Origin of the sequence: Algoriphagus sp. oki45 (assembly GCF_036245605.1) — a bacterium.
Taxonomy (GTDB): domain Bacteria; phylum Bacteroidota; class Bacteroidia; order Cytophagales; family Cyclobacteriaceae; genus Algoriphagus.
In genome coordinates this window covers 52,403-64,671 of record NZ_BTPC01000002.1, presented here as the reverse complement: position 1 = coordinate 64,671, position 12,269 = coordinate 52,403, and the positions used below count along the sequence as shown (strand labels likewise).

Here is a 12,269-nt window from a genome sequence, read left to right as displayed (position 1 = left end):
TTTAGAGGACAAGATCTAAGTCAGCTGGCTTTTAAAATGAATTAGAAAATCATCCTTGCTCTCGCTTATGAAAACGACTTTTAAATTGATAGCACTGACCCTTTTGGTATCCCTTTGGGGTACCGGGGGTAGTTTTGGCCAGCAGCTGCCACAGTTCAGCCAGTACATATTCAACGGGCTGCATGTGAACCCGGGGTATGCTGGTTACAAGGGGGAGCCGTACATCCAGACGACGTACCGGAGCCAGTGGATCCGTTTTCCGGGGAGTCCGGAGACGTTCACGGTGACGGCGGATCTGAGTGCGAACGAGGGGAGGATGGGCTTTGGGATCTCGATTTTGTCGGACAATCTGGGTCCAGCGCGTACGACCGGGGGCTTGCTGACGTATGCGTACCGGATTCAGACAGGTAGGAAAAGCCATTTGGGTTTGGGCGTGAGTGCGGGTGTGACCGAGTACATGATCGATGGGGACCTGCTGGATCCGAATGATCCGAACGATGTGGAGATTCCGGAGGGACGTGTGAACCTGTTCACACCGAACCTGAATTCGGGTTTGTTTTTCCACACGCCGAAGTTTTATGCGGGCTTCAGTGTGTACAACATGATCGGCAAGAAGGCCTTGGAGCGGGAGGATGTGGCGTTGGCGTATCATGACTTTCATTACTACCTGACAGCAGGGGCATTGCTGGAGCTGTCGGAGACGGTGTCGTTCAAGCCGAGCTTTCTGATCAAGGAAGTGAAGGGAGCGCCGACGAATTACGATCTGAACGCGATGTTTCTGTTTTACGACCGGATCTGGTTGGGGGGCAGTTACCGGAGCAACGTGAAGATCTGGAACGACAACCTGGAGGAGAACCTGAGCAGCCGGAACGCAATAGCGGCGATCATCGAGATATTTGCCACGGACCGGTTGCGCATCGGGTATGCGTATGACCACAACCTGAACGTGCTGCAGGACTACCGGAGCAACTCGCACGAGTTTTCACTGGGCTTCTATATGATACCTAGGACTTCAATGATGAAAAACCAAAGATGGTTCTGATTATGAAAAAGACACTGACACTACTGACAATAACGGCAGGCTTGCTGATCGGGACCACGGGTATAGCGGAGGCACAAAAATCGAGAGTACGCTATGCTGACGAGCAGATGGAGCTGATGAACTACCAGCATGCGCTGGACGTGTACAAGGAAGCGTACGCGAAGAAGCCCAACTACGAGACGGCGCGGAAGACGGCGCTGGCTCAGGACAAGATAAGGGATTACCAGGCATCTTACGACTGGTGGAAGACCACGGTGGGCTACGAAGAGGCGACGGGAGAAGACTACCGTGCGCTTCTGCGGGCGGGGATACTGACCGACAACTTTGAGGAAGCGGTATCGATTATCCAGGCGAAGGGCTTGACAGCGGACAGCCTGGGGATCGAGAAGCGGGACATTCCGGAGAGTGCGAGGAAGCTGAAGCTGGAGAATGTGGAAGAGCTGAACAGCTCGGAGTCGGACTTTTCGATGGTGGAAGACGGCCAGGGGAACAAGTACTTTGTTTCGGACCGGGGGGGCAGCTATCCGGACAAGATGCCGGGTATCCGGATCGACGGTCGGAACAAGCTGTTCAGCCAGGAGAAGAGCGACTACACCGACCGGGGCTACTTCACGGTGTACCGTCAGGACGGGGAAGGCAACATCAGTGCGTTGGTGAGCGACGTACCGAAGACGAAGAGCTTTTCGGACCCGAGCTACTCGGTGAAGGAGAAGGTGCTGTTTTACACGGTGACCCGTGACCCGGGTAAAGTGAAGCCCAGAAAGGACACGGTGATGGTGCAGGTGGAGATCTACTACAGCAAGGTGAATGCAGAAGGGAAGCTGGAAGGAGCGAAAGCCTTTCCGCTGAACGACTCACTGCGGTACTCGGTGATGCACCCGTATGTGGATGAGGAAGCCGGCAGGCTGTACTTTTCCTCGGATATGCCGGGAGGTCTGGGCGGCTATGACCTGTACTACAGCGAATACAGCGTATCGGGAGACAGTCTGGTGTTCGGCAGCGCGGTACCTTTGGGCCCCGGTGTGAATACGTCGGCCAACGAGACGCATCCGTTCCGCAAGGGGAACAAGTTTTACTTCAGTTCGACGGGTCATGAAGGCTTCGGGGGGATGGATGTGTTTGAAGCGGACTATACGGAAGCCACTATCAGCAATACACGAAACATGGGCTATCCGATCAACTCGCTGGCCGATGACTTTGCCTACCGGGAAGACAAGGACAAGACAGTGTACCTGTCCTCGAACCGAAAGGGCGGCAAGGGACTGGACGATATCTACATGGCCAGGGAGATGTACAAGCAGTTTTTGGCCAGAGTGCTGGACTGCAACGGCAACGTGATCACGGAGAGCTACCTGGCCACGTTCCGTGACAAGACGCAGGGGATCATGGTCCCTACCGCCAGAAACGGCAAAGGGGAGCTTACGGCCCAACTGGAGCCGGAGAGCGACTTTGGGATCACGATCAGCAAGCCGGGCTATTTTCCGCTGACCGACGAGACGATCACGACGAAAGGCTTTGCCGGGGACACGGTGAAGCGGGAGTACCAGCTGGTACCGATCCCGTATCAGCTGCCGGTGCACGTGGACCTGGTGTACTACGACCTGGACAAGTTTGCGATCCGCAAGGACGCGAGGCCGGCCTTGGACAAGCTGGCTGAGCTGATGGAGAAATACAGCTTCCTGGACCTGCTGGTGGCCAGCCACACGGACTCCAGGGCGAGTGACGAGTACAACATCCGTCTGTCCAACAACCGGGCGAAGGCGGTGACCGAGTACCTGGGGGCGAAGGGAATCAGCTCGGACCGAATCCGTCTGGAATGGTTCGGAGAGAGCCAGTTGGTTAATGACTGCGGGAACGGGAAGCCGTGCTCGGAGGACAGCCATCAGCTGAACAGGAGATCGGAGCTGGTGCTGGAGGCGTTTCCTGACCCGACCAAGAGCTACGAGATTCCGCAGGAGCTGAAGGACATGGACTTCTGCCAGCCGGAGGATCTGTTTGAGAAGATTCAGGAGGAGATAGCGGAGATCCCGACGATCTACTTTGACTTTGACAAGTCGATGCTCAGATCGGTATCCAAGCAGGAGCTGGAGCAGGTGGGAGCGATGCTGAGGAGACTTCCGAATCTGATGCTGTACATCGAGGGACATACCGACCAGCGGGGCAGTGACGAGTACAACGAGAAGCTGTCCGAGCGCAGAGCGGATGTGGTGCGTGAGTACCTGATCAACAGGGGGATTGAGGAGAACAGGCTGGAGTACCAGTGGTTTGGAGAGACAAGACCGATCCACGACTGCAACAGTGTGACCTGTACGCCTGCGATGCACCAGCTGAACAGAAGGACCGAGCTGAGAGTGGGCAAAAGCAGCTTCGGCTACACCGGAAGACAGAAAAAGGTGGATACGATGTAAGCATCGGATCATCCAAAGATATAAAAAGCGAAAAGGCCTCAAGATCACTCTTGAGGCTTTTTTTGATTTATCAGAGCTTAGGCCTGGGATAAGAATTGGCGCGGATGTTTCTTTCAGCCAGCCGAATCGTTTCCCGTAGTCTTTTTTCCCTTGTTTGAGATGTTTTTGCATTAAGAATCCATTCCAAAATTCCTCTTCTGGCAGAAGGAGGAAATTTTTCCCAATATCCTTTGGCCGTTGGATTGGATTCTAAGGCTTTGGCTAGATCTTCAGGTTCCAATAATGAATCAACTTCATTTAGCGCATCCCAAGTACCGGATGCTTTTGCCAATTCAATCATTTCTAAACCGGGAAGAGCCATTTTGCCTGCCTCAATCAGTCGTTCAACTTTTTCCTTGTTGATTCTGCTCCAATTGCTTTTTGCCTTTCTCTGTGAAAAATAAAGATAGAAACTTTGTTCATCCCGCTTATTGGGCTTACTGTCCACCCAGCCAAAGCAAAGTGCTTCATCAATCGCTTCGCTTACCGAAAGGCTAGGAACTTGGCTGCCTTTTTTAAAAATAACCAACCAAACGGAGGATTCGGAGGCATGATTTCGTTCCAGCCATTCTCTCCAAGATGTGGCTGAATTCGCATAGAATACAGGAAATCCGTCTTTTTCCTTTTCCATTTTTGACCATAAAAAAGCCCGGCATCTCTACCGGGCTTCATTTATTCTTTTGGTATTACTTACCGCGTTCTCCAATGGAAATCATCGCGCATCGGAAGCCGATATGGTTCGTGGCAGAGTCCTGATGCATAAACCTTCTGGTACCAGGAGCCAACCAATAAGCTACATCCTTCCAAGATCCGCCTTTGTATACTCTCAAATCATCGGTAAACATTGAGGTTTCATAATTTTCTTCTTCATCATAAACCCCATCTTTTCTAAGTGGATTAAGATCATCAGCATCCTGGAAAGTCAAGGGTCTGTAAACGTCATAAACCCACTCGTTCATGTTTCCGGCCATATGATATAGACCAAAATCATTTGGAGCCATATCATACACGTTGGTTGGAAGAATTTCACCATCATTTCTCTGATTACCGGAGATACCTGCATAGTCACCTCGGCCTCGCTTAAAGTTGGCCAGGAAGTCACCCTGCTTTCCTTTTCTTTTCACGTTGTATGGATTTCTTACGCCTCTGCCATCCCATGGATAAATTCTGCCGTATTCCTGATTTTCATCCAAATATTGAGTACCAATCATCGCTTTGGCAGCGTATTCCCATTCAGCTTCATTTGGCAATCTAAAATCTGCCATCGCAACACCTCTCTCGATCAGTTGATTTTTCGTGAAAGTAGAGTCAATTCCTCTTTCCTTTCTTACCAGTTCCTGAACAAATGCGGTTCTCCACTTGGTATATGCATTGGCTTGGGTCCAAGATACTCCAGCTACCGGATAAAAGTTAAAACCAGGGAATCTGAAGTAATAGGATTGATAAAGGTCGTTGAAAGACATGGCTCCGGACCAAACATTCTCTGAAGGCTCCAGCTTGGCTAAGGAGTCTGCGCTCACTTGTTTTTTCATGTAGAAAAGAAATTCACGATAGTCATTGTTCGTGATTTCTGTTTCGTCCATATAAAAGCTTGCGATGGAAACGGTTCTTTCCAAGTTGTCCCTAAAGGCCATTACGTCATCTTCCTGAGATCCCAAAACCATTCTACCACCTTGAATGAATTTCAAATTGGGTCCTGGAATTTGCTCAGCTTTTCTGGCGACAAAAAATTGAGTGGAATCTTGTTCATCAAATGAGAATTCAGCACCGGTTGTGGCACTTTTCTTTCCGGGGTCGTTGGCTGTTCTTCTGCCATATCCGGGAGTCTTATTACAAGAGCTCAAAATTCCAGCTGAAAGCATCAATAGAGCTGATGCCCACATTCCCCAAGATTTTTTGTTAAGACGCATATTTTTAAATTTTGGTCTAATTTCAACGGGCTAATATAGTGGCATTGAAACCGACTTACAATGGATTATTTTATAAAACAGGATGCAAATATTTGCCTAAGTGTCAATTTCAAGCATAATCTGCAAAATTGATATTCGAAAACACAATATTTATGCCAGTTAAATTTTTTAAAATATTCAAGAATTCATCTCCAAAAGCACCTTTTCTGCCTTTTGGATCGTTTTGACTCCTTCGATAGTGAAAATTAAACGATTCTTGTATTCTTTTATTTTGCAGACCTTGGGATGGAGCTGAGCAAATTTCATCATTTTCCCGAAAATTGCTGAGGAATAGTAGTCATCTCTTGAAGAAGGCAACAAGTGGCATTTCATCTGTTGGCCCTTTAGCACTAGTTTTTCAATGCCCAGCTTCTCGGCTTGCCAACGAACTTTCACCGTCTCCAAAAGATCTCCCACTACTTCCGGCAGTGGTCCGAATCTATCGGAAAGCATAGCTCTGAATTTCTCTAATTCTGCCTCATTTTTAATTGCATCCAACTTTGAATAAAGTCCCAATCGCTCGCTGATATTTCCTACATATTCTTCAGGGATCAACAGCTCCAAATCGGTCTCTATTGTGCAATCCTGTACCAATACTTTCACCTTCTCCTTCAGATCGGTTTCAAAAAGTGCAGCGAATTCATTTTCCTTCAATTCCTGAACAGCCTCATCCAAGATTTTATGGTACATCTCAAAACCCAAATCGGTGATGAATCCGCTCTGCTCGGCTCCCAATAGATTACCAGCCCCCCGAATATCCAAGTCTTTCATGGCTACCTTGAATCCATCTCCCAGGTCGGAAAACTCCTCCAAAGTCTGAAGTCTTTTTCTGGCTTCCGGGGTCAATCCGGACATTGGGCTGGTAAGCAAATAACAAAAGGCCTTTTTATTACTTCGGCCTACTCTGCCCCGCATCTGATGAAGGTCACTCAGCCCAAACATATGGGCCCGATTGATGATGATCGTGTTGGCATTAGGGATATCCAGGCCGGACTCGATGATATTAGTGGAGACCAAGACATCGTATTCATGGTTGATGAAGTCCACCATGATTTTTTCCAGCTTTTTCCCGTCAAGCTGCCCATGGGCACCGACTACACGGGCATCAGGGACGAGTTTCATGATCAAATTGGCAATACTTTCGATTTCTCCTACCCGATTATGGACAAAAAATACCTGGCCTCCTCTTCTCAATTCATAGGCGACAGCATCGCGGATGACTTCTTCCTGAAAAGTCTGAACTTCCGTGGTCACCGGTTGCCTGTTGGGAGGGGGAGTAGCGATTACGGAAAGGTCCCTTGCACCCATCAGAGAAAAATGAAGAGTCCTCGGGATCGGAGTAGCGGTCAGGGTCAGCACATCCACATTGACCCGTAGATTTTTCAATTGATCTTTGACCTTGACGCCGAATTTTTGCTCCTCATCAATAATCAACAGGCCTAAGTCCTTGAAGACAATTTCCTTGTTGACAATCTTGTGTGTGCCTACCAAAATGTCAATTTCCCCGGTTTTGACTTGACTGATGATTTCTTTGATCTCCTTGGCTGTACGAAATCGGTTGATGTATTCCACTTTCACCGGGAAATTTTCCAAACGCTCCTTGAAGGTTTGGTAGTGCTGCATGGCCAAAATGGTCGTGGGAACCAGCACTGCGACTTGTTTTCGATCATTTACAGCTTTGAAAGCGGCCCGGACAGCTACTTCGGTTTTCCCAAATCCCACGTCTCCACAGACCAAGCGATCCATGGGATATCCTTTTTCCATATCCGACTTGACATCGGAAGTGGCCAAGGCCTGATCCGGAGTATCTTCATAGATAAAGGAGGATTCCAGCTCAATCTGCAAGACCGAATCTTGGGAAAAGGCAAAACCCGGAGCCGAGCGACGCTTTGCATAGAGATTGATCAGGTCTTTGGCGATATCCTTGACCTGCTTTTTGACCCGGGATTTTTTGTTTTCCCACTCTGGGGAGCCCAATTTGGACATGGAAGGCATTTGCCCCTCCTGTCCGGAGTATTTGGATATTTTGTGAAGGGAGTGCACATTCACATAGAGCAGGTCATCGTCTCTAAAGACGAGGCGAACCGCTTCCTGCATTTTTCCACCCACATCCACTTTTTCCAATCCGGCAAAGCGCCCTACTCCGTAATCGACGTGTACGATGTAATCGCCCGGGTGAAGGGCCTTCAGCTCTTTAATCGTCAGAGCTTTGGATTTGCTGGCCTTTTTTCTTCCCCGGTATCTGTGAAAACGTTCAAAAAGCTGGTGATCAGTATAGCAGACAAGCTTCTGTTGTCGATCCACAAAACCTTCTCTCAGTCCGATCAGCATGCTCTGAACCTGGAGAGTGGGGTCTAGTTCATGGAAAATCCCCAACAGACGGTCGATTTGCTTTTCATTTTCCGCCACGACCAAATTGGTAAAACCCATCCTCTCGTTTTCCGACAGATTGGTGACCAAGAGGTCAAAGTTTTTATTGAAAGAAGGCTGTGGCTGGCTGTCCCAATTGAGCTGAAGGTCGGCTTTCAGGTAAAACTGCCGTCCGAATTCCAGGGTGGTAAACTTCAAGACAGCGCCTTTGAATGATTCTCCCCGCTCAAAAAGATCCTGAGGCTTGAGAACTAGCTTGTCGGTTTGGCTTTGTCTGACTATTTGAGCAAAAGCTTGCTCGGCCTTGTGAAAACACTCCTCGATCACATCCACCGTGAGCTGGAAATCCTTGATCCAAACTTTGGATTCTTTAGGCAAAAATTCCAAAAACGATTGCCTGACTTCCTGTAGCAGCTTCGTTTGCACATTGGGCACCAAGGAAATCTTGTCCACTGAAGCCACCGAAAGCTGCGTTTCCGGATCAAAAGTCCGAATACTTTCCACTTCTTTTCCAAACAGCTCCAAGCGGTAGGGATACTCATGGGAATATGAAAAAACATCCAAAATTCCCCCTCTGATGGAAAACTGACCCGGTTCATACACAAAGTCCGTCCGCTCAAAGTCATAACTGCTCAGCAGCTCGGAAACAAATTCCATATCCACAGCTTCCCCTACCCGGATCGAAAATGTATGCTCCACCAAAGAACGGCGGTTGATTACCTTTTCATAGAGTGCCTCCGGATAGGTGATGATTATTTTAGGCTCCTCTTTTCGATCCAATATTTCATTGAGGATTTCGGAGCGCATGAGCACATTGGCGTTGTCTACCTCATCGTATTGGTAGGGGCGCTTGAAGCTACCCGGGAAAATGAGGAAGTCCTCAATTTCCAGCAGATTTTGAAGATCCGTATTCAAGTAGGCAGCCTCCTCCTTGTCCTGGGCAATGATCAGATGAAAACCCCCGATTTTTTTGAAATGAGAAGCAAACACGACCATATCCAGGCTCCCGGAAAGGCCTTTGAGTTGGAGTCTTCTGCCGGGTGCTTTTTCCAGTTCAAGATTCAGGGTCTGAATCGCAGGGTCTGCTTGGTAAAGGGAAAGGAATTCCGATCGTTGCAAGGTTTGTTGGGAATTTGAGAAGACAAAAGTAGGGCTTTTGCTTCTTTTTTGGGGATTGGGTTCAGGTATTTGCTTTTTTTCTGAACCAAGGCAAATTTTAAATGTTTTTCAATTCATGAAATCGAGCATGGCGCGAGCGACACACAGAGGGAGGATAATAATCCATGCGAGATTACATCTGACCGATTAAAAACAAATTATAAACAGATGAAAAGATCGGAAGAATCACTCACTTGGTTTCAGCGCATTGAGCGGATGCATCCTTACGAGACCCTGCTTTATCTGGGAATGCTGGGAAGTGGGCTTATTTTCCTTTTTCTTGCTGTGGCTTTTGTCTTTTCGGGACTTCATCAGCTGGAGGGTTTCAATCGTCATATTCCTGTTGCCTTTTTGATTTCCACATTTCTGCTGGTCGTCAGTGGCTACACTGCTTCCAAAATGAGGCTCTACTATCAGGAAGAAAAAATACCCCAATTGGAATCTGCGCTGAGGAATACCTTCTTTTTGGGCTTGGCCTTTACCTTACTCCAGTTTGCAGGCTGGAAAGAATTGGATAGCATGGGAGTCAGTTTCACCGGGATTCCCAGCGGAAGTTTCCTTTTTGTGCTTTCAGGAATTCACGTTTTCCACCTTTTGGGAGCAATGATTTTTGCCCTCATTCTTCTGTTTCAGCTTCGCAAAACCCAAGAGGATGGCATTCGCAAGCTGGTTTTGGTGACCAATCCATTTGAAAAAATGAGGATCAGGTTATTTACTGTATACTGGCATTTTATGGATGTCATTTGGCTAATCCTATTTCTTCTATTTACCCTGAGCTTTTGACTCAAAGCGCTTTGCCTTTTCTTGCTATATCACCTAAACCAATTGTTCCTTTTCCCTGAACACCCATGAAACTGACAATCGAAACTGCCGTCGAGCAAGGCTATCTGGATGTAAAAAAAGGCTTTGATGAGTCGCTTTTTAAACGGCTTTCCCCGCCTTTTCCTCCGGTAAAGCTGCTGCGCTTTGATGGTTCGGAAAAAGGGAATCTGGTCAGTCTGGAATTGAACTTTCTGCTTTTCAAGCAAAAATGGACCAGTGAAATTACCGAGGATAAGACCACTGATTTGGAGTTTTATTTTATCGATGAAGGGACGGAGTTGCCTTTTTTCCTAAAAAAATGGAAGCACAAGCATCGGGTGATCTCCACTGGTATAGGCTCGATCATTCGGGATGAAATCACCTATGAGGCCCCATTTGGGCTGATGACTTGGTTGCTTTATCCCGCACTTTGGCTACAGTTTGCCTACAGAAAGCCGATCTATAAAAAAATCTTCAGACGAGGCTCAGGTCTTTGAGATTCTCGCAGTTTTCAATCTTGCAGTCGCCATAGAGGACCAGAGAATGACTGCTGATAGAAGATTGAAACTCTCTCCCCATTGCCTCCTTGATCTCATTGATTTTGGGATCGGAAAACTCCCGAATCTTCCGACACTGATTACACACATGGTGGTCGTGATGCTTGTAGGTCAGGGCTTGCTCGTAAAGTGCGACTTTATCTTTGAACTGATGCTTCACCGCCAATCCGCTTTCTACCAATAGGTCCAGCGTGTTGTAAATGGTGGCTCTGCTGATCGTATAGCCTTTGTTTCTCATCTTGAGGAAAAGTCCTTCCACATCGATGTGTTCATCTTCCGGCAAGAGATAAAGCTCGTCGATGACAGAGAATCGCTCGGGGGTTTTCCGGCTTCCTTGCTTGGCCAGATAATTTTCAAAGATTTTTTTGGCTTTTTCGATCAGTACAGTGTCTGCCATGTTTGGGGATACTTGAATTTTTAAAGATCAAGGTTTCTTAAATTATTGGCAACTTGACGGAAACAAAGAGGGTTAATTTGGGATTGATCTAAATTAAAAATCAAAATCTCCTCTTTACTGTAACATTTTGTATGCAATTGTTGGTTTTTTCTTCAATGGCACTGCTTACAATTTCTAACTTTAGAATAAATCTCACCCCAAAACAACCTGATTTGAAAAAGGCTTTTCTCCTTTTTTTGTTATTCCTATCCACAGCTCTGACTTGGGCTCAGGTCCCCGGATTTTTTATGAAGGAGGAAAAGCGAATGGTGAGGATTCCTTTCTATGCTTCCAATAGCCTGATTATCCTTCCTGTGTCTATCAATGGCAATGAGCCGGTCAATTTTCTGGTAGATACCGGAGTGAAATCCAATCTTTTGTTTTCAAAAAAGCTCGGGGATGCACTTGGACTGGAGTATACCCGGAGGATAAATATTGTCGGTGCCGATGGAAGTACAGCCATCATGGCCCAAGTGTCTCCGATCAATACCTTGGATTTGGGTCAGGTGGAAGGCCGGTTGCAGAGCCTTTTGGTTTTGGAGAATGATTTCTTCGAGCTGGAGGCGGTGATAGGAGTTCCGGTGTATGGGGTTATCGGATATGAGTTTTTCAAATACAACCCCGTCCGAATCAATTACGATGACGGATGGTTGGATTTTTTCCAAGAAAAGGGGATGAAATGGAAGCCTCCGTTTTATCGCAAACTGGACATGAGCGTGGAAGATGGCAAATCATACATTCAGGCGAAGGTCAAACAAAAAAATGGCCCAAAGCTTAATGCCAAATTGCTCATAGACACCGGTGCCAATCACGGATTGCTACTCAATAGGGAAACGAGTGACTCCATCAAAATGCCCGAACTTTTTATTGAAACTGAACTCGGGCAATCGCTTGGGGGAGTTCTCTATGGATTTATCGGCCGGGTAAATTCTCTTCAATTGGAGGGATTGACCATGAAGGAGGTCCTGACTTCTTACCCAGAGGAGACCGAATATAGTTCTGTTATCAAGGCCAGTGGAAGGATGGGAAGCCTAGGTTCGGAGGTTTTGGGAAGGACCCGGATGATTTTGGACTATCCCAGAGGCAGGGCCATGTTCCGAAAAGGTCAGACTTTTTACAGTCCCTTTGAATTTGATATGAGTGGGCTGATTGTCAAAAAGGTCCCGGTAGATGAAACCAGAATCTATGTCGGAGATGTGCGAAAGGGCTCTCCGGGCTATCAGGTGGGTATTTTGCCTTATGATGAGATCTTATCCATCAACCGAATACCCATTTTTCTCTGGGAACTCAGTGAAGTTTTTAAGCTCTTCAGGTCTGAGGAGGGTAAGGAGATCCAGCTGGAAATGAGACGCTACCAAAACAATGATCTCAATCAGTACCAAGATTATAAAGTGAGTATTTTTCTGAAAAAGCAGATCTAATCCCGGGTCTGCAAAAGAATATTTGGGTAACTTTGGAATTATCTTCACAACCCCAGCGAGGATTTTGCGTGTATTTCTTTCGCTTTTA

9 protein-coding genes are annotated in these 12,269 nt (G+C 47.3%); 5 read left to right on the top strand and 4 right to left on the bottom strand.

The window, feature by feature from the left end:
- Positions 1-67 precede the first annotated feature (67 nt).
- Both AAA942_RS09865 and AAA942_RS09860 read left to right on the top strand, forming a co-directional pair.
- Positions 68-1,042 carry a PorP/SprF family type IX secretion system membrane protein gene (locus AAA942_RS09865; RefSeq protein WP_338220095.1) on the top strand — a complete coding sequence of 325 codons (975 nt, stop codon included), beginning with the start codon at positions 68-70 and terminating at the stop codon, positions 1,040-1,042.
- A gap of 2 nt (positions 1,043-1,044) precedes the next feature.
- Positions 1,045-3,450, top strand: coding sequence for an OmpA family protein (locus AAA942_RS09860; RefSeq protein ID WP_338220094.1), 2,406 nt, complete (start codon positions 1,045-1,047; stop codon positions 3,448-3,450).
- Between the two features lie 70 nt (positions 3,451-3,520).
- On the opposite strand, the gene AAA942_RS09855 is transcribed toward AAA942_RS09860, so the two are convergent.
- From AAA942_RS09855 to mfd, 3 genes are all read right to left on the bottom strand, one after another.
- A complete protein-coding gene (locus AAA942_RS09855) occupies positions 3,521-4,120 on the bottom strand; it encodes a YdeI/OmpD-associated family protein (protein WP_338220093.1) in 600 nt (199 codons plus the stop codon).
- 55 nt (positions 4,121-4,175) lie between these two features.
- On the bottom strand, positions 4,176-5,399 hold the full coding sequence (gene gldJ / locus AAA942_RS09850; protein ID WP_338220092.1) for a gliding motility lipoprotein GldJ: 1,224 nt from the start codon (positions 5,397-5,399) through the stop codon (positions 4,176-4,178).
- Between the two features lie 177 nt (positions 5,400-5,576).
- Positions 5,577-8,927 carry a transcription-repair coupling factor gene (mfd, locus tag AAA942_RS09845; RefSeq protein WP_338220091.1) on the bottom strand — a complete coding sequence of 1,117 codons (3,351 nt, stop codon included), beginning with the start codon at positions 8,925-8,927 and terminating at the stop codon, positions 5,577-5,579.
- Between the two features lie 207 nt (positions 8,928-9,134).
- Here mfd and AAA942_RS09840 point away from each other — a divergent pair, with 207 nt between their 5' ends.
- The gene (locus AAA942_RS09840; protein WP_338220090.1) at positions 9,135-9,749 is read left to right on the top strand and encodes a cytochrome c oxidase subunit 3; all 615 of its coding nucleotides are present in this window, start codon (positions 9,135-9,137) and stop codon (positions 9,747-9,749) included.
- A 65-nt stretch (positions 9,750-9,814) separates the two neighbouring features.
- On the top strand, positions 9,815-10,264 hold the full coding sequence (locus AAA942_RS09835) for an SRPBCC family protein (protein ID WP_338220089.1): 450 nt from the start codon (positions 9,815-9,817) through the stop codon (positions 10,262-10,264).
- Here the strand turns inward: AAA942_RS09835 and AAA942_RS09830 are convergent.
- Positions 10,242-10,721: a Fur family transcriptional regulator gene (locus AAA942_RS09830; protein WP_338220088.1), complete on the bottom strand. Its 480-nt coding sequence runs from the start codon at positions 10,719-10,721 to the stop codon at positions 10,242-10,244. The genes AAA942_RS09835 and AAA942_RS09830 overlap by 23 nt on opposite strands.
- Before the next feature lie 212 nt (positions 10,722-10,933).
- On the opposite strand from AAA942_RS09830, the gene AAA942_RS09825 reads away from it, so the two are divergent.
- Positions 10,934-12,181 carry a pepsin/retropepsin-like aspartic protease family protein gene (locus tag AAA942_RS09825; RefSeq protein ID WP_338220087.1) on the top strand — a complete coding sequence of 416 codons (1,248 nt, stop codon included), beginning with the start codon at positions 10,934-10,936 and terminating at the stop codon, positions 12,179-12,181.
- Positions 12,182-12,269 lie beyond the last annotated feature (88 nt).